Origin of the sequence: Mesorhizobium quangtriensis, from assembly GCF_040081925.1 — a bacterium.
In the GTDB taxonomy this organism is placed as follows: domain Bacteria; phylum Pseudomonadota; class Alphaproteobacteria; order Rhizobiales; family Rhizobiaceae; genus Mesorhizobium_K; species Mesorhizobium_K quangtriensis.
In genome coordinates this window covers 45,313-63,435 of record NZ_JBEBMF010000001.1, presented here as the reverse complement: position 1 = coordinate 63,435, position 18,123 = coordinate 45,313, and the positions used below count along the sequence as shown (strand labels likewise).

Annotated in this window: 19 protein-coding genes; 17 read left to right on the top strand and 2 right to left on the bottom strand. The window is 63.3% G+C overall.

Going from position 1 to position 18,123, the window contains the following annotated elements:
• Nucleotides 1-101: 101 nt before the first annotated feature.
• The 15 genes from rcdA to ftsH all read left to right on the top strand — a co-directional run bounded on the left by rcdA (nt 102) and on the right by ftsH (nt 13,493).
• On the top strand, nt 102-629 hold the full coding sequence (rcdA, locus tag ABMA32_RS00330) for a protease adaptor protein RcdA (protein WP_349011750.1): 528 nt from the start codon (nt 102-104) through the stop codon (nt 627-629).
• 127 nt (nt 630-756) lie between these two features.
• On the top strand, nt 757-1,269 hold the full coding sequence (ruvC, locus tag ABMA32_RS00325) for a crossover junction endodeoxyribonuclease RuvC (RefSeq protein WP_349011749.1): 513 nt from the start codon (nt 757-759) through the stop codon (nt 1,267-1,269).
• 17 nt (nt 1,270-1,286) lie between these two features.
• A complete protein-coding gene (ruvA, locus tag ABMA32_RS00320) occupies nt 1,287-1,907 on the top strand; it encodes a Holliday junction branch migration protein RuvA (RefSeq protein ID WP_349011748.1) in 621 nt (206 codons plus the stop codon).
• A gap of 66 nt (nt 1,908-1,973) precedes the next feature.
• A complete protein-coding gene (locus tag ABMA32_RS00315; protein ID WP_349011747.1) occupies nt 1,974-2,267 on the top strand; it encodes an AbrB/MazE/SpoVT family DNA-binding domain-containing protein in 294 nt (97 codons plus the stop codon).
• Entirely contained in the window at nt 2,264-2,656 is a 393-nt protein-coding gene (locus ABMA32_RS00310; protein WP_349011746.1) for a type II toxin-antitoxin system VapC family toxin, read from the top strand. The genes ABMA32_RS00315 and ABMA32_RS00310 overlap by 4 nt, the downstream gene beginning before the upstream one ends.
• Nucleotides 2,653-3,693, top strand: a complete 1,041-nt coding sequence (gene ruvB / locus ABMA32_RS00305) for a Holliday junction branch migration DNA helicase RuvB (protein WP_349011745.1) — start codon at nt 2,653-2,655, stop codon at nt 3,691-3,693. The genes ABMA32_RS00310 and ruvB overlap by 4 nt, the downstream gene beginning before the upstream one ends.
• A gap of 1 nt (nt 3,694) precedes the next feature.
• Complete coding sequence (gene ybgC, locus ABMA32_RS00300) at nt 3,695-4,168, top strand: tol-pal system-associated acyl-CoA thioesterase (RefSeq protein WP_349011744.1); 474 nt, start codon at nt 3,695-3,697, stop codon at nt 4,166-4,168.
• Nucleotides 4,169-4,435: 267 nt separating this feature from the next.
• Nucleotides 4,436-5,146, top strand: a complete 711-nt coding sequence (tolQ, locus tag ABMA32_RS00295) for a protein TolQ (protein ID WP_349011743.1) — start codon at nt 4,436-4,438, stop codon at nt 5,144-5,146.
• Nucleotides 5,147-5,156: 10 nt separating this feature from the next.
• Nucleotides 5,157-5,615, top strand: a complete 459-nt coding sequence (gene tolR, locus ABMA32_RS00290) for a protein TolR (protein WP_349011742.1) — start codon at nt 5,157-5,159, stop codon at nt 5,613-5,615.
• A gap of 52 nt (nt 5,616-5,667) precedes the next feature.
• On the top strand, nt 5,668-6,729 hold the full coding sequence (locus ABMA32_RS00285; RefSeq protein ID WP_349011741.1) for a hypothetical protein: 1,062 nt from the start codon (nt 5,668-5,670) through the stop codon (nt 6,727-6,729).
• A gap of 60 nt (nt 6,730-6,789) precedes the next feature.
• Nucleotides 6,790-8,085 carry a Tol-Pal system beta propeller repeat protein TolB gene (gene tolB, locus ABMA32_RS00280; RefSeq protein WP_349013281.1) on the top strand — a complete coding sequence of 432 codons (1,296 nt, stop codon included), beginning with the start codon at nt 6,790-6,792 and terminating at the stop codon, nt 8,083-8,085.
• Nucleotides 8,086-8,319: 234 nt separating this feature from the next.
• The gene (pal, locus tag ABMA32_RS00275) at nt 8,320-8,823 is read left to right on the top strand and encodes a peptidoglycan-associated lipoprotein Pal (protein WP_349011740.1); all 504 of its coding nucleotides are present in this window, start codon (nt 8,320-8,322) and stop codon (nt 8,821-8,823) included.
• 154 nt (nt 8,824-8,977) lie between these two features.
• The gene (gene ybgF / locus ABMA32_RS00270; RefSeq protein WP_349013280.1) at nt 8,978-10,144 is read left to right on the top strand and encodes a tol-pal system protein YbgF; all 1,167 of its coding nucleotides are present in this window, start codon (nt 8,978-8,980) and stop codon (nt 10,142-10,144) included.
• 65 nt (nt 10,145-10,209) lie between these two features.
• Nucleotides 10,210-11,448 (top strand): tRNA lysidine(34) synthetase TilS, encoded by a 1,239-nt coding sequence (gene tilS, locus ABMA32_RS00265; protein ID WP_349011739.1) that lies wholly within the window; start codon nt 10,210-10,212, stop codon nt 11,446-11,448.
• Between the two features lie 107 nt (nt 11,449-11,555).
• On the top strand, nt 11,556-13,493 hold the full coding sequence (ftsH, locus tag ABMA32_RS00260; protein ID WP_349013279.1) for an ATP-dependent zinc metalloprotease FtsH: 1,938 nt from the start codon (nt 11,556-11,558) through the stop codon (nt 13,491-13,493).
• A 136-nt stretch (nt 13,494-13,629) separates the two neighbouring features.
• Here ftsH and rpmF read toward each other — a convergent pair whose 3' ends face one another.
• Together rpmF and ABMA32_RS00250 are read right to left on the bottom strand one after the other, a co-directional pair.
• Nucleotides 13,630-13,812 carry a 50S ribosomal protein L32 gene (gene rpmF / locus ABMA32_RS00255; protein WP_121580515.1) on the bottom strand — a complete coding sequence of 61 codons (183 nt, stop codon included), beginning with the start codon at nt 13,810-13,812 and terminating at the stop codon, nt 13,630-13,632.
• A 143-nt stretch (nt 13,813-13,955) separates the two neighbouring features.
• The gene (locus ABMA32_RS00250) at nt 13,956-14,672 is read right to left on the bottom strand and encodes a biosynthetic peptidoglycan transglycosylase (protein ID WP_349011738.1); all 717 of its coding nucleotides are present in this window, start codon (nt 14,670-14,672) and stop codon (nt 13,956-13,958) included.
• Between the two features lie 150 nt (nt 14,673-14,822).
• On the opposite strand from ABMA32_RS00250, the gene ABMA32_RS00245 reads away from it, so the two are divergent.
• A complete protein-coding gene (locus ABMA32_RS00245) occupies nt 14,823-15,734 on the top strand; it encodes a polyprenyl synthetase family protein (protein ID WP_349013278.1) in 912 nt (303 codons plus the stop codon).
• A 78-nt stretch (nt 15,735-15,812) separates the two neighbouring features.
• Nucleotides 15,813-18,119 (top strand): response regulator, encoded by a 2,307-nt coding sequence (locus ABMA32_RS00240; RefSeq protein WP_425475452.1) that lies wholly within the window; start codon nt 15,813-15,815, stop codon nt 18,117-18,119.
• The last annotated feature ends 4 nt before the right edge of the window (nt 18,120-18,123 follow it).

The following is an 18,123-nucleotide window of genomic DNA, read 5'->3' as shown; positions in this document are numbered from 1 at the left end:
CATGACGGCGCATTTTCGCTGCGCCGGTCCGTGGGTGGTCAAATAGGACTGGCGGCTGAGTGGACAGCCGGAGCGGGAAAGTAGTGCAGGGGCGTTTGGACATGAGCGAGCCGTCGACGGACAGCAAGACGATCAAGCTCGCGGAACGCCGCGTTTTCTCGCAGTCCTTCAAGCCGCTCTATAACGAAGGCATGACGCTGGTAGAAAACGCCGCCGAATATCTCGACGGCGAGGGCCGCGCGGAAGCAAAGAAGCTGTCGCGCCTCGCCGCGACGCTTTATGCGGCGGAATCCATGCGTCTCACCACCCGCCTTATGCAGATCGCTTCCTGGCTGCTGCTGCAGCGCGCGGCCAACTCCGGCGAGATGAGCCGAGACCAGGTCGCGATCGAAAAGGCCAAGGTAAGGCTCGACACCGCGTCCGCCCATGCTGACGCAAGCGGCTGGGGCGAACTGCCGGTAGCCTTCGTCGACCTGGTGAACCGCTCGCTCAGCCTGCAGGGGCTGGTCCGGCGCATGGACGACGAGATCTACGGCAAGAATACCGTCACGCCGCTGTCGCCAGTGCGCAGCCCCAATCCGGTATCCGACCAGATCACGCTCCTGAACACGGCGTTTGCGCGCGGCTGAGCCGCCAAACCCCTGCCGGAACCGTCTGCGGGGATTTCCCCTGAAATCATGGCCTCGGCGCGGCCTCTGTTTCTGCTTTGTTCACATTTCTCTGGCATCGCTCCAGCGGACAGGTAAAGGTTCCGCGATGGCTCAGGCGATTCGTATCATCGGCATCGATCCCGGACTGCGGCGTACCGGATGGGGCGTGGTCGAGACTCTTGGCAATTCGCTGCGCTTCGTCGCAGCCGGCACGATAAAGTCTGACGACAAGGCCGCGTTGGCGGTGAGGCTCAGGCAGATTCATGACGGACTGGTGGGCGTGGTCGGGCAACAGGCGCCGCATGAGGCGGCCGTCGAGCAGACCTTCGTCAACAAGGATGCGGTGGCGACGCTGAAACTCGGACAGGCGCGCGGCATCGCCATGCTGGTGCCCGCGCTGGCTGGCCTGGAGGTCGCCGAATACGCGCCCAACGCAGTGAAGAAGGCGGTGATCGGCGTCGGACATGGCGAGAAGCAGCAGATCCACATGATGGTGAAGGTGCTGATGCCGAAGGCGTGCTTCGACAGCGAACACGCCGCCGACGCGCTCGCCATCGCCATCTGCCACGCGCACCACATGCAAAGCCCGGCGGCGCGGTTGGCGCGGGCGGTGGCGTAGGGATTGAAGGCGGGGCAATGATCGGCAAGCTCAGGGGCACGCTGGACGAGATCGACGAGGACCACTGCACGATCGACGTGCATGGCGTCGGCTACGTGGCCTACTGCTCGTCGCGGACGCTGGCGCATCTTCCCGGCCCAGGTGAGGCGGTTACGCTCTTCATCGAGACCTATGTGCGCGAGGACATGATCCGGCTCTACGGCTTCGAGTCGGTGCTGGAGCGTGAGTGGTTCCGGTTGCTGATGAATAATGTGCAGGGCGTCGGCGCCAAGGTCGCGCTGGCAATTCTTTCGACACTGGCTCCGGCCGATCTAGCCAATGCGATCGCGCTACGCGATATCGCCACCGTTAGCCGTGCCCCGGGCGTGGGCAAGAAGGTCGCCGAGCGGATCGTCACCGAGCTGAAGAACAAGGCGCCGGCCTTTGCGGGCGCTGCGTCGGGGACGATCGGGCTGAAGCAGGAACTCGGTGAGGGCGTTGCGCCGGCGCCAATCGCCGACGCCGTCTCGGCGCTGGTCAATCTCGGCTATTCGCGCGACATTGCGGCGAATGCCGTGGCTGCCGCTCTGAAGAGCGCCGGTGAGGGGGCGGACTCGTCCAAGCTGATCAGACTTGGGTTGAAAGAGCTGGCGCGATAGTTGTATTGCTGAGCAGAGATTTTCTTACTATTTATGATCAGTAAGAATGTTTGGCAGGAGTAAGTCATGGGCGCTTTCACGACAATGACCTCCAAGGGACAGTTGACGATCCCGAAAGAGGTAAGAGACGAGTTGGCCCTGAAGCCGGGCACAAAATTTTTCGTCACTGTCAGGAATGGTGAAGTCGTGGCTTTGCCAAAGAACAAAAAAATTGCCGACCTCGCGGGCATTCTCGGCAATCCCCCCAGGGGTGCCCCTGCCACGCTTGAAGATTTCGACAATGCGATTGGACAGGCGGTCGCGGAAGATGACGAGCGGATCAAGCGGGAATGGAATGAACTCGTCGGCAAAAAGCGATGATCGCTGTCGACACGAACATATTGTTGCGGTTCGTCCTTCGCGACGATGAGAGGCAATTCATCAAAGCATCCGCCTTTCTGGAAGAAAGGACATCAGAGGATCCTGCTTTCGTGAGCCTTATCGTGGTTGCGGAGCTGGTCTGGGTTTTGAGAAAGCACTACGGATATGGTCAGGCTGCCATAGGGACGCTTCTATCAAGATTGCTCGATACCGAGGAAATCTTGTTTGAGGATCACGGATCGCTCTCTGCGATTGCCGCAGAAGCAAGGGCTGGCGATCTGGCAGATCGCCTGATCTCCTATTCGGCAATACGAGCGGGTTGTTCGCATACCGTGACTTTCGACTTAAAAGCCGCTCGTTTCGTCCCGTCTATGGAACTTCTCTCGTGAGCCTCGCGCCCCGCCTCATAACGCCCGAAAAGCGCGGCGAGGACGCCGACCAGACGCTGCGTCCGCAGATGCTCGACGAGTTCGTCGGTCAGGCGGCGGCGCGCGCAAACCTGAAGGTCTTCATCGAGGCGGCGCGGAACCGGGGCGAGGCGCTGGACCATGTGCTTTTCGTCGGGCCACCGGGGCTGGGCAAGACGACGCTGGCGCAGATCATGGCGCGCGAACTGGGTGTTAACTTCCGTTCGACCTCTGGCCCGGTGATCGCCAAGGCGGGCGATCTTGCCGCGCTGCTGACCAATCTTGAGGATCGCGACGTCCTCTTCATCGATGAGATTCACCGCCTCAACCCGGCCGTCGAGGAAATTCTCTATCCTGCGATGGAGGATTACCAGCTTGACCTGATCATTGGAGAAGGCCCTGCGGCGCGGTCGGTCAAGATCGATCTGGCTAAGTTCACGCTGGTTGCAGCGACGACGCGGCTCGGCCTGCTGACCAATCCGCTGCGCGACCGCTTCGGCATTCCGGTGAGGCTCAACTTCTACACGGTCGAGGAACTCGAGCAGATCGTCCGGCGCGGTGCACGCATCCTAGGCCTGCCGCTCGGTGATGACGGCGCGCTTGAGATCGCGAGGCGTGCTCGAGGAACGCCGCGCATCGCCGGTCGCCTTTTACGCCGTGTGCGCGATTTCGCGTCGGTGGCGAGCGTCGAGCTGGTTACGAAGAAGATCGCCGACGAGGCGCTGCTCAGGCTGGAAGTGGACGCGCTCGGTCTCGACCAGCTCGACCGTCGCTACCTCTCGATAATCGCGATGAATTTCGGCGGTGGCCCGGTCGGGATCGAGACGATCGCGGCAGGGCTTTCCGAGCCGCGCGACGCGATCGAGGACATCATCGAGCCCTATCTGATCCAGCAAGGCTTTATCCAGCGCACACCGCGTGGGCGCGTGCTGACCGCCAATGCCTGGCGGCACCTGGGCCTCGACGCGCCGAAGGATCTCGCGCAGCAGCAAATCAACCTGTTTCAGGAAGAAGACTGACTTGAACGAGGAACAGGCCCTCGCCGTCGGGCTTTCCGGCGAACTCACGCCGTCCGGCCATCGCCTGCTCGCGCGCGTCTACTACGCCGACACCGACTTTTCCGGCCTCGTCTACCATGCCCGTTACCTCGAATTCCTGGAACGCGGGCGGTCGGACTACTTGCGGCTTGTCGGTGTGCGCCACACCGAACTCATGGAAGGCATGCGCGGCGAGAAGATCGTGTGGGTCGTGCGGCGTATGGAGATCGACTTCGTCCGGCCGGCACGCATGGACGACGTGCTCGTCATCGAGACGCGCACGGAGCGCATATCCGGCGCGCGCATCTTCATGGCGCAGGAGATCCGTCGGGGCGACGAAATCCTGATCCGGGCTAAGGTCGAGGCGGCGATCATCGATGGCAACGGGCGGCCGAAGCGGTTTCCGGCCGAATGGATCGCGGCCTTCATTCCTCCAGAGCCTGAAATGACCGCCTGAGCCAGCTGCCGGACCCTGCTGCCTGAGGCTACCTGACGCAGGTCAGGCTTGTTGTCCTAACGGTTCCTTAACCATACCCCTTCATGAAGGAATTGGTTAGAATTGGATGGAATCCGCGCGCCTTCCTTTCACCAACATTTGTCCCGAAAAGGCCGTCGAACGGCGCATTTCTGGGCATTTCCGCAAGCATGAGCGCGGACGGATGACGGGATATTTGCGCCTAGGGCCAGCCGCGAGCCACGCCCGGACTCTTTAAGGACCTCTTTTATGGAAACTCTTCCTATCGCCGATGCCGGCGCTCAACTGTCCGTCTGGCACCTGTTCGCGCAGGCCGGATGGGTCGTCAAGCTCGTGATGATCGGCCTGCTCGCGGCTTCGGTCTGGACCTGGGCGATCGTCATCGACAAGGTCATCGCCTATTCGCGCATGCGCAGCTCGCTGAACCGCTTCGAGCAGGTCTTCTGGTCGGGGCAGTCGCTCGAGGAGCTGTACCGCACGCTGGCTGACCGCAAGACGACAGGCATGGGTGCGATCTTCGTCGCGGCCATGCGGGAGTGGAAAAAGAGCTTCGAGAAAGGCGCAAAATCGCCGCTCGGGCTGCAGACGCGCATCGACAAGGCGATGGACCTCGCGCTGACGCGGGAGATGGAGCGGCTCGAAGGGCGGCTCGGCTTCCTCGCCACCATCGGCTCTGCGGCGCCCTTTATCGGACTGTTCGGCACGGTGGTCGGCATCATGACGTCCTTCCAGGCCATCGCGGGTTCGAAGTCGACAAACCTCGCGGTCGTGGCGCCCGGCATCGCCGAAGCGCTGCTGGCGACCGCGATCGGCCTGCTCGCCGCCATCCCCGCCGTCATCGCCTACAACAAGCTGTCGTCGGACGCTGGCAAGATCGGCGTGCGCATGGAGGGGTTCGCGGACGAGTTCTCCGCCATACTCTCGCGGCAAATCGATGAAAAAGTCTCGCAGAAGGCGTGAGGGCTGACCGATGGGAATGGCCGTAGGCAATGCGGGCGGACGTGGCGGGCGCGGGCACCGGAGACGGGGCCGGCATCATGGCGTCATCTCGGAAATCAACGTCACGCCCTTTGTCGACGTGATGCTGGTGCTGCTGATCATCTTCATGGTCGCAGCGCCGCTGTTGACGGTCGGCGTGCCAATCGACCTGCCGGAAACGCAGGCCAATGCAATGAACCCAGAGACGCAGCCGATCACCATCTCCGTCAACGAGAACGGGCAGATCTACCTGCAGGAGACGGAGATCGCGCTGGACGAGGTGGTGCCCAAGCTCGCAGCGATCGCGACCACCGGCTACGAGGAGCGCATCTATGTGCGCGGCGACAAGACCACCAATTACGGCATCGTGATGCAGGTGATGGCCCGCATCCAGGCGGCCGGCTACACGCGCATCGGCCTGGTGACGCTGCAGGAACAGGACAACAGCTGAGAATGAGGCGCAGGCTCTCGCCAAGACCGACCGGAAGGATCGTGGTCCGCGCATGAAAGCTGGCCTCACGACATCCGCCATTCTGCATGCGGCCGTGCTCGGCTTCGGGCTGATCTCGCTTTCGGCGCCGAAGCCGTTCGAGGTGCTGGATGTCGAGTCGCTTCCGGTCGACATCATTCCCATCGAGCAACTGACGCAGATCCAGCAGGGCGACAAGAAGGCCCCGATGGCGGACAAGGCTTCGCCCAAGCCGACGGAAAAGACCGAAACGATCCCCGACGCTGAGAAGGTTGGCGAGAACAAGGTCGACACCGACAAGAAGGCAACACCGACCGTGACGCCGAAGGAGGTCGAGGCGGCGGCGATGCCCGAATCCGCACCAAAGCCAGATCCAAAACCGGTAGACCAGCCCAAGCCGGATCCTGTCGTCGAGCCCGAGCCGAAGAAGGCCGCCGTGCCGGCAACCGAGGCCACGCCAGAGCCCCAGCCCAAGCAAGACGTGAAGCCCGACCCGGTGCAGGAGACCATCGCGGCTGCCGAGACCAACGCCGATGCGGTGAAGTTGCCGACCGAGGCTCCGACGCCCGAGGCCAAGCCGAAGCCGCCGCAGGCGCAGACGGCGAAAGCCCCCGAGAAGAAAGACACGCAGAAGCCGGCGAAGGAAGCGGCCGCCAAGCCGAAGACCGAGGAAAAGGAATTCGACGCCGACGAGGTCGCCGCGCTCCTCAACAAGGAGAAGGCATCGGGCGGCGGCGCCAAGCGTTCGGACCAGACCGCCTCGCTCGGCGGCGACCGCTCGACAGGCGGCCAGAAGCTGTCGCAGAGCGAGATGGACGCGTTGCGCGGCCAAGTGCAGCGGTGCTGGAACATTCCGGCCGGTGCGGCCGACGCCCAGAACCTGCGCGTGTCGGTGAAGTTCAGGCTCGATCGCTCCGGCGCGCTGGAAGGCAGCCCGGAGATCATCAGCGGCGGCGGCAGCGCCGGCGTCGAGCGTGCGGCGGCGGAAGCCGCGCGTCGCGCCGTATCGCGTTGCGCGCCCTACAATCTTCCCTCCGAAAAATACGAAGCCTGGGCTGACGTGATCGTCAATTTCGACCCCAGCGAGATGTTCTGACGCGGCGTCTGCCAGTCATTAGCAAAGAGGTTCGACTGCATGAAAAGATTCTTCAGAGCGATGATGACCGCCGTGGCGCTGTCCGCAGGCCTCGGCGCCATGTCGGTCCTGCCGGCGCGCGCACTCGTCGAGATCGACGTGAACAAGGGCAACATCGAACCGCTGCCGATCGCAGTGACGGACTTCCTGTCCAGCAACGACCTCGGGGCCGAGATCGCCGGCATCATCGCGGCCGACCTCAAGCGTTCGGGCCTGTTCGCGCCGGTCGACAAGGGCGCCTTCATCGAAAAGATTTCCAACCCGGATGCGGCGCCCCGCTTCGATGACTGGAAGGTCATCAACGCGCAAGCGCTCGTCACCGGTCGCGTCACGCAGGAGAGCGACGGCCGCCTGCGCGCCGAGTTCCGGCTGTGGGATACGTTCGCCGGTCAGCAACTCATCGGCGAGCAGTTCTTCGCCAACAAGGCCAATTCGCGCCGCGTCGCCCACATCATCGCCGATGCGATCTACGAGCGCCTGACCGGCGAAAAGGGCTATTTCGACACGCGCGTGGTCTATATCGACGAGTCCGGGCCGAAGAACCAGCGCAAGAAGCGGCTGGCGATCATGGACCAGGACGGCGCCAATGTCCGCTATCTGTCAGACGGTAGCTCGATCGCGCTGACGCCGCGTTTCTCGCCGACGCGCCAGGAAATCACTTATATGTCCTATGAGGGCGGCGAACCTCGCGTCTATCTGCTGCAGATCGAGACCGGGCAGCGCGAGCTTGTCGGCAACTTCCCCGGCATGACGTTTGCGCCGCGCTTCTCGCCGGACGGCCAGAAGGTCATCATGAGCCTGCTGCGCGACGACGGAAACTCCAACATCTTTGCCATGGACCTGAGGAGCCGCACGACGACGCGGCTGACCAACTCCAATGCGATCGACACCTCACCCTCCTATTCGCCTGATGGCAGCAAGGTCGTCTTCACCTCGGACCGTGGCGGCCAGCCGCAGATCTACGCGATGGGCGCGGACGGCTCGGGCCAGACGCGAATCTCGTTCGGCGGCGGCAGCTATTCGACGCCGGTTTGGTCGCCGCGCGGCGATCTCATCGCCTTCACCAAGCAGTCGGGCGGCGAGTTCCAGATCGGCGTCATGCGCACCGACGGTTCGGGCGAACGCATCCTGTCGACCGGCTTCCAGCAGGAAGGGCCGACCTGGGCGCCGAATGGACGCTACATCATGTTCTTCAAGGAAGCCGCAGGCTCGGGCGGCCCGCGTCTCTATTCGATCGACCTGACAGGACGCAACGAGCAGCCGATTCCGACGCAGAATTTCGGTTCCGACCCCGCTTGGTCGCCGCTTCTCGAATAGCCGAACCGGCCTGCGAATAGATAAAACTTTAACCAAAGGCGACATCGCCACGCGCGTGTCGCCTTTGTGCCGCATTTCCGCCAAGCGAGCGCGGAGACTTGGAACATATGGGACGGCTGGGTCGCGGACGGGCGACGGTCACCAACAATTAACCATGTTCCTTGAACCCCGGTTAACCGCGATGTGGTTACTGGTTGTTCAACGAATTAACTCGAATGCGAAGGAGAGGCCGGCATGCGCGGCATCGCAGCACTTACCCGTAACCCGCTCGTCGTGGCGTTGTTCCTGACGCTGGCGATCGCCGGTTGCGCCAACAAGAAGACGCCAAACAATGCCGCTGACCTCGGCCTCAACGGTGGTCCGGCTACCCCGGGCTCGGCCCGCGACTTCACGGTCAATGTCGGCGACCGCATCTTCTTCGACACCGACAGCTCGGTCATCCGTGCCGACGCACAGGGCATCCTGACCCGCCAGGCGCAGTGGCTCAACCAGTATCGCCAGTACGCCATCGTCATCGAAGGTCATGCCGACGAGCGCGGCACCCGCGAGTACAACATCGCACTTGGTGCACGCCGTGCAGCCGCTGCGCGCGACTTCCTCGCTGCCCGCGGCGTCGCCGCCAGCCGCATGAAGACTATCTCCTACGGCAAGGAACGCCCGGTCGCCGTCTGCGACGACATCTCCTGCTGGTCGCAGAACCGCCGCGCCGTCACGACGCTCAGCGGCGCCGGAAGCTGACGCCGACAAGTTACACTGGATTGCAAAGGCGGCCTTCGGGCCGCCTTTTTCTTATGATGCAAGGGCCAAAACAAAATTTGGCCGAAGTCTCGCATTGCTCTAAAAGCCGAGACGCGCATTGCGCATGAACATTCCTACCAATGGCGAGATGTCCATGTATTTTCGAACGATCCTGAGCGGTACGCTCGCAATCCTTCTGGTATCCGGCGCGGTCGCACAGGCCGACGAGCGCGCCGGCCTTTTCGATGCCTTCAAGACTGCGGAGAACGCAGGCGGCCTTTCCCTTCCGAAGATCGGACTGCCGAAGTTTTTTGGCAGCAAGGAACAGCCGTCGGCCTCCATCACCGTCGCGCAGGCGGGCGATCCGCGGATCACTGCCATGGAGGAGCAATTGCGCTCGCTCTCCGGCACGATCGAGGAGCTGAACTTCCAGATCCTGCAGATGCAGGAGCAAATCCGGAAGATGCAGGAAGACAATGAGTTCCGCTTCCAGGAGCTTGAGCAGAAGAAGACGGATGCCGGTGCGCCGAGCGACAGCAATGTCGCCTCGGCCCCGGCCGCCGGTCAGGAGATTGCTCCGGCTCCGACCGACCAAGCTGCCGTACCGGCGCCAGCTGGCCAGCTTGCCGATGAGGAGAATGGTTCGGCCAGCGTCCCGATGGAGCCCGAGGTCCTCGTCGATAACGGCACTGGTGACCCAGCGTGGTCGAATTCGGAAACCGGTGCCGCCAATAGCGCCGATGGGCTTGGCGCGCCGCCGAAGACATTCGGCACCATTACATTTGACGACAAGGGCAATGTGACGGGCGGCAGCGATACCGACCAGACGCAGTCAGTGCAGGCCACGGGCGAAATAAGCGGCGCAACCGCGCTGCCCGCTCCGACGGGTGCGACGGCGGCCACAACAGAAACACAGGTCGCGGCGCTGCCCACGACCGACAGCGCGGACGAACTCTACCGCAATTCCTACGAATTCATTCTTTCGGGAGATTACGGCACCGCCGAACAGGGTTTCCGCGACCACATCTCGCGTTTCCCGCAGGACCAGAAGTCGGCCGATGCGAATTTCTGGCTTGGCGAAGCGCTGCTCGGCCAGAAGAAGTATCGTGACGCCGCAGAGGTTTTCCTCGCCGCCAACAAGCAGTTTCCGTCATCCAAGAAGGCTCCGGACATGCTGCTGAAGCTCGGCGTGTCGCTCGTTGGCCTCGACCAGCGCGACGTCGCCTGCGCGACCTTTGCCGAAATCGGCAAGAAATATCCCGACGCTTCGGGCGTCCTGAAGGAACGGGTTAAGCAGGAACAGGCCCTCGCCTCGTGCTGACAGCGCCGCAAGGCATTGAATTTTCCGGACTCCTCTCGCGTCTCGATCTTGCTGCCCGAAAGTCCGTGATCGTCGCCGTTTCCGGCGGAAGCGATTCGACGGCGCTGCTCCTTTTGCTGAAATCCCATATTGATCGCGCCGCGTCTGCGACCCGGCCCGTCGCCGTCACGGTCGACCATGCGTTGCGGGAAGGTTCCGACAGGGAGGCCGCCGAGGTTGGCGCGCTGTGTGCACGGCTGGGTGTTGCTCACCGCATTCTGACCTGGTCGGGCGCAAAGCCGGCGACCGGCATTCCCGCGGCAGCGCGCGAAGCACGGCATGAGTTGCTGGCGAAGGCAGCGGACGCCGAGGGAACCGATCTCGTGCTGACGGGCCATACGGCGGACGACCAGGCAGAAACGGTGCTGATGCGGCAGGCGCGCGGCGGCGACGCTACAGAACGACGCGGCCTCGCCGGGATCGCGCCGGCTACACTGTACGATGGCAGGACATGGTTCGTGCGGCCTTTGCTTGGCGAGAGGCGCCTTGAGCTGCGCCGCTATCTTTCAGAGCGGAATATCGGCTGGATCGAAGATCCCACGAATCTGGATGATCGTTACGAGCGGCCGCGCCAGCGCAAGATGCTGTCCGGGCCGGGCGGGCAAGCGGCCATCGAGGATGCCTTGCAGCTGGCGACCACTGCGGCCCGAAAGCGGGGACAGGCGGGTCGTGAAGCGGCGATGCTCATCCGTGCACATGTCCAGCAAGCGGCTCCCGGACTGCTGCGGCTTTCGCCGGACTTCTTTCAAGGTGGCGAACGTCACGTCGCGATTTATGCACTGCGCATCCTGCTGGCGGTCGCTGGCGGTGCCGCGCAATTGCCCGACGAGACGCGCACGGCGGCGCTCCACGACCGCCTGTCGGCGGGCGGCTTCAAGGACACGCTCGCCGGCGTGCTGGCCGATGCCCGCAAGGCAGGCATCTTCCTGATGCGGGAACTGCGTGACCTGCCCAGCCGGGATGGTTCAGCGGGAGGCACGACCTGGGACGGGCGATACCGCATCGTTTCGGCAGCACACGATGCAGCGAGCAGGCCGGATGCGGCGCGACTTGCACCAGACGCTGTTCCCGAAAGCCTGCTGCGTCATGCCGCAGCCACATTGCCTGCGCCCGACGATGGCATCCTTGCCGTTCCGGTCGTTGCGCCGTGGGCGCGCTACCTGCCGTCCTTTGACCTCCCGCCAGCCCGCGCGGTGGCAGACCTGCTCGGCGCAACGGAAATTCCCGGCTCGCCTTTGCGCGGACACATTGAGAGTAAAGCTTAACCGCGACGGGCTGTAACGCTTGGCAACGCAAGGCATGGTCCCTATGTTAGGGCCACTTGAACATCACTCTGACGGGCGCCGGCTACCGGGCGCTGACGGGACACCTGATGAATCCGAACTACCGCAACCTGGCCCTGTGGGCGATCATTGCCGTTCTTCTGATCGCGCTGTTCAACCTCTTCCAGGCTCCGCAGCAGCGCGGTTCCTCGCGCGACATCGCCTATTCCGAATTCCTGACCGACCTCGACGCGGGACGCGTGAAGTCGGTGACCATCTCGGGCGATCGTATCAGCGGCACCTACAGCGACAATTCCACGGGCTTCCAGACCTATTCGCCAGGCGACCCGTCGCTGGTCAATCGCCTCGAGCAGAAGAACGTCACCATCAATGCGCGTCCGGAGACAGATGGCTCGGGCGGTATCGTGTCCGTCCTGCTGGGCTGGCTGCCGATGATTCTGATCCTCGGCGTCTGGATATTCTTCATGCGCCAGATGCAGTCGGGGTCGGGCCGCGCCATGGGCTTCGGCAAGTCCAAGGCCAAGTTGCTGACCGAAGCGCATGGCCGCGTGACCTTCGCCGACGTGGCAGGCGTGGACGAGGCCAAGCAGGATCTTGAGGAAATCGTCGAGTTCCTGCGCGACCCGCAGAAGTTCCAGCGGCTCGGCGGCAAGATTCCGCGCGGGGTGCTGCTCGTCGGCCCTCCCGGCACTGGCAAGACGCTGACTGCCCGCGCCGTCGCCGGCGAAGCCAACGTGCCATTCTTCACGATTTCGGGTTCGGACTTCGTCGAAATGTTCGTCGGCGTTGGCGCAAGCCGTGTCCGCGACATGTTCGAGCAGGCGAAGAAGAACGCGCCCTGCATCATCTTCATCGACGAAATCGACGCGGTCGGCCGCCATCGCGGCGCCGGCCTGGGTGGCGGCAATGACGAGCGCGAACAGACGCTGAACCAGCTTCTTGTCGAGATGGATGGCTTCGAGGCCAATGAGGGCGTGATCCTGATCGCCGCGACCAACCGTCCCGACGTGCTTGACCCCGCGCTGCTGCGTCCAGGCCGCTTCGACCGCCAGGTCGTGGTGCCCAACCCCGACGTCATCGGGCGCGAGAAGATCCTGAAGGTGCATGTCCGCAACGTTCCACTGGCCCCGAACGTCGACCTCAAGGTGCTGGCTCGCGGCACGCCCGGTTTCTCCGGAGCGGACCTGATGAACCTCGTCAACGAGGCGGCGCTGATGGCGGCGCGGCGCAACAAGCGCCTGGTTACCATGCAGGAGTTCGAGGACGCCAAGGACAAGATCATGATGGGCGCGGAGCGTCGCTCCAACGCCATGACGCAGGCCGAGAAGGAACTGACCGCCTATCACGAGGCAGGCCACGCCATCACGGCTCTGCATGTCCCGGCGGCCGATCCGCTGCACAAGGCGACCATCATCCCGCGCGGCCGCGCGCTCGGCATGGTCATGCAGCTCCCCGAGGGCGACCGCTACTCGATGAGCTACAAATACATGACGTCGCGTCTGGTCATCATGATGGGCGGCCGCGTCGCCGAGGAGATCAAGTTCGGCAAGGAGAACATCACCTCCGGCGCTTCCTCGGACATAGATCAGGCAACCAAGCTCGCCCGGGCCATGGTCACCCGCTGGGGCTTCTCCGAGAAGCTTGGGCATGTCTCCTACGGCGACAACCAGGAAGAGGTGTTCCTGGGCCATTCGGTCGCACGCACGCAGAACGTCTCGGAAGAGACCGCGCGTCTGATCGACACCGAAGTGCGCAAGCTCATCGATGAGGCCTACAAGGAGGCGCATCGCATCCTCAAGGACCATCGCGACGAGTGGCTTGCGATCGCCGAGGGACTGCTGGAGTACGAGACCCTGACCGGCGACGAGATCAAGTCGCTGATCGCCGGCGAAAAGCCAGCACGCGACCTTGGCGACGATACGCCGACCAGCCGCGGTTCCGCCGTGCCTAAGGCAGGCCATGGTGGCCGCAAGAAGAAGAGCGGTGGCGAGCCCGAAAGCGGCATGGAGCCGCAGCCGCAGGGCTGATCATCCGGACAACTGACAAATAACAAAAAGCGCCGCTAAACTGCGGCGCTTTTTTATTTGGCGATACGGCACACGGTAAAACAAAAAACCCGGCACGAGGCCGGGTTTTTTGTTTCAGACGTACCGAGAGGAAAGCTTAGCTTTCCTTGGGCGTCAGCACCTGACGGCCGCGATACATGCCGGTCTTGAGATCGATGTGGTGAGGACGGCGCATTTCGCCCGAGTTCTTGTCCTCGATGTAGGTCGGGGCCTTCAACGCGTCTGCCGAGCGGCGCATGCCACGCTTGGACGGCGAGGTTTTTCTTTTTGGCACAGCCATGGAAGTGCTCCAGTAATCCGTAAAAGACCCGGCAACCCTCGCGAAAGGGCCACTCTACAGGCCTATAGCTTCAGAAAGTGGCGTGTCCTTACACGCAGAAGCGTGTTTTGACCAGTGCCGACACGATTCTTTTTGCATGACCGCTACTGCAGGCAATCGACATAGCCGCCCGCGCGAGACGCCCTGCGCTCGATGAGGTTGGCAAGCCGCCTCAGGCCCGGACCCGGCTTGGCGGGATTGCGCGTGATGGGATTTGGCAGGGCGACGGTCAGAAGCGCCGCCTGCCTGGGCGTCAGATTCTTGGCCGACTTGCCGAAATAATGCTGCGCCGCCGCCTCGATGCCGTAAATGTTCGGCCCCCACTCCGCGATGTTGAGGTATATTTCCATGATCCGGCGTTTTGGCATCACGAGGTCCACATAGATCGCCAGAGGCAGTTCGACGACCTTTCGCACCGTCTCCAGCGGCCGGTGCCAGAGATAGAGGTTTTTCACCGTCTGCATGGTGATGGTCGACGCGCCGCGGGGCTTCTCGCCCGAAATGGCGTCATCGATCACCAGCTTGAGTTCCGCGAGGTCGATGCCGTAATGCGAGCAGAACTGCCCGTCCTCCGACATCACGACCGAATTCATCAGCACCGGCGCGATTTCGTCGAGCGGAACCCAGCGGCGGTCATAGCCCTGCAGGGTGACGAGGTCCTTGATCATCAATGTGGAGACAGGATGCACGAAGGACGGGATGTACAGGATCGTCAGCACTACGGGCGCCAGGATGAGGATCGCCACGACCCACAGGGCGCGACGTAGCCATCTGCTACTCCCGAACAAGCCCGCGGAGGCGCGCGTTCGCCCTGACGCCATGCCCGGCCTTTCGGTTTGACTATCCGCTTCGGTCACGCATCCACTCGCATGTCCCTTTGGAATAATGTCGCGCGCGCCGATACGCAACAGCAGGCGTCCGCTTTCAGGCGGCGCTTGACCCAGTCGGGCTTTGCCGTAAACGGTCGCTTGATGAAGTCCGCAGAAGCGTTCGAAGAGATACTGGACCTGCGCGCGCGAGCCGTCGAGCAGCTTCTCGACGGTTTGCTCGACGGACGCCTGCTGGCCGACGAGATCGCCCGGCCGGAAAGACTTCTCGAAGCGATGCGCTACGGCGTGCTGAATGGCGGCAAGCGCCTGCGGCCGTTCCTGGCGATCGAAAGCGCCGCACTGTTCGGCGCCGATCGCGGCGCAGCGCTGCGCGTTGCGGCCGCCGTGGAATGCGTGCATTGCTATTCGCTGATCCACGACGACCTGCCAGCGATGGACGACGACGATCTGCGTCGCGGCCGTCCGACCGTGCACCGGGCCTTCGACGAGGCGACCGCGATCCTTGCGGGCGACAGCCTGCTTACCTTCGCCTTCGACATCGTGGCCGACGAGGCGACAGCGCTTCCGGCCGAGCGCCGCGCGGCACTCGTGCTGGCGCTGGCGCGGGCGGCAGGCATTGGCGGCATGGCCGGTGGACAGGCGCTTGATCTGGAGGCGGAACGCCGGCGGCCCGACGAAAGGGGCATCATCACGCTGCAGGCGATGAAGACCGGCGCGCTTATTCGCTTCGCCTGCGAGGCAGGGGCAGTCGCCGCTGGCGCGTCGTCCGCCGATCGCGAGCGACTGGCGGAATTCGGCTCTGCCATCGGACTTGCCTTCCAGCTTGCCGACGATCTGCTCGACGTGACCGCCGATGCCGCGACGGTGGGAAAGGCCACCGGCAAGGACGCCGTAGCCGGCAAGGCGACGCTGGTCGGTCTTCATGGCATCGACTGGGCACGGTCCCAGCTTGGGGGCCTCGTATCGCAAGCACGGCGGTTGCTGGAGCCTTACGGCGACGCAGCGGAGCCGCTTGCCTCGGCGGCAGATTTCATCGCCCATCGCAAGCGCTGACCTGGCGCTCCATTCGCGAAATATTAATTCAAATACAGCCTAATCCGGACATTCTCTTTCGGCGCACATGTTCGGGGTATGCGCTTGTCCGGCCAGACATCCTTTATCCGTTTCATACGGCTCCGCTACCTGTCGGGCTTGCTTGTCCTTGCCGCCGCCTTTGGCGTCATCGTCTTCGCGATGAACCGCGCCAACTCGTTCCGTTACGAAGTTGACGCGGTATCAGTCGATCTGTCCGGTCTCATGCAGGATCTGCGCCGCGCCGAAGCCTTTGCAGGACAGGCGATGGCGAACTGGCGGCCGGGGACGCAAGAGGCGCTTGCCGTCGCGGCGCAAGGCCATGTCGCAAGGCTCGACGTCGCGATCAGCGATCTCGACGCACGCGTCGACACCTTGAAGGGCAGCCTGTCGGCGGCGGCCCTAAGCGACCTGCGGTCTGCTTCGATCAACGGCGATCTGTTCTGGTCCGCGCGCGACATGGTGCGCAATCTCGGCGTGTTGGCCACGGCACAATCCATAGGGGATTCCACCTACCGGGAAATCCGCAACCAAAGCGAACTTTTCGCGCAGCCGATGCTGACGCGGGCACGCGACGCCTTCGAGCAGGAACGGAGAAGGGCCGAGAACCATGCCCGCGCGTTGCTTGGCTGGTCAACGCTGGCGCTTATGCTCGTGATGGCAGGCGTTGCCTGGTGGTTGTTCCGTCCGATGGAAAAGGCGATCCAGCAGGCGTTCGCGCAATCAACGCAGGCCCTGTTTCGCGCCGAGGCGGCGGATCGGGCGAAGTCCGAATTCCTCGCCAACATGAGCCATGAGATCCGTACGCCGATGAATGGCGTGCTCGGCATGGCGGAGCTCCTCGCGCGAACCGACCTGACGCCGCGCCAGAAGACCTTTACCGACGTCATCACCAAGTCCGGCAATGCGCTGATGACTATCATCAACGACATCCTGGACTTCTCGAAGATCAATGCCGGACAGCTGACGCTCGACCGCGAGCCGTTCCGGCTGACCGAGGCGGTCGAGGATGTCGCCGCGCTGATGTCGGCGCGTGTCGCGGAAAAGAATCTCGAACTCATCGTGCGTATCGACCCGCGTCTACCCGCTTCCGTCGTCGGGGACATCGGGCGCTTCCGACAGATCATCACCAATATGGTGGGCAATGCGGTGAAGTTCACCGAGAAGGGCCATGTGCTGGTCGACGTGTCAGGCGAAACCACAGATGGCGTCATCCAGCTCAAGGTGCGCGTCGAGGACACCGGCATCGGCATACCGGCGGACAAGCTCGCATCGGTGTTCGACAAATTCGCACAGGTCGACAGCTCCTCGACGCGCAGGCATGAGGGGACCGGTCTGGGGCTCGCAATCGCCGCGCGGCTGGTCGACCTCATGGGTGGCAGGATCGGCCTCGAGAGCGAATTCGGCCACGGCTCGACGTTCTGGTTCACTGCGCCGCTTCCTGTACACGATGCGCCCGAGGCACAAGCGCCTGTGCCCGTCGACGTGACCGGAGCGCGGGTGCTCGTCATTGACGACAATGCGATCAACCGCGAAATCCTCCTGGAGCAACTTCGCAGCTGGGGCTTCGACTGCGCGGCGGCGGAGTCCGGAGCTATCGGGCTCGCCTTCCTCGATCGCGCGGCACAACTGGGTGCTACTGTCGACTGCGTCGTGCTCGATTACCAGATGCCGGGCATGAGTGGCGCTGACGTCGCCAAGGCCATCGCCTCTGACTCGCGGACTTCGGCGATCCCGGTTGTGCTGCTGACCTCTGTGGACCAGATCGACTTCAGCCGTCTGGTGGTCGACTACGGCATTGCAGCCCACCTGACCAAGCCCGCCCGCTCGGCGGCCCTTCTTGGCACAGTGGTCGGTGCGATCCAGAAGGCCCGGAACCAGACTGAGCGCTCGAAATTCACGCGCGAACCTGCCGATGTCGTGCCCCTCGCGGTGGAACGGACGGGCGCAGAGGCGACGGCGACGAACTCCGTGCGGCTGGATATACTGGTTGCCGAGGACAACGACGTTAACCAGCTGGTGTTCGCGCAAATCCTTTCAGGGCTGGGCCTCAGTTACCGGATCGCCCCCAACGGACGAACTGCCGTGGAAATGCATCGCGCCTTCAAACCGCGGCTCGTGCTGATGGATGTCTCGATGCCGGAACTCAACGGGCTCGAGGCGACCATCGCCATCCGCAAGGCGGAGGAGGGCACTGGCGAGCGCACGCCGATCATCGGCGTCACCGCGCATGCGCTGAAAGGCGACAGCGAGAAATGCATCGAGGCTGGCATGGATGACTATCTGCCGAAGCCGATCTCGCCAAACAGGCTGAGCGGCAAGATCGCCACATGGCTGGGCGAGGCGGAAATGGCCAGAACTGCCTGACCCG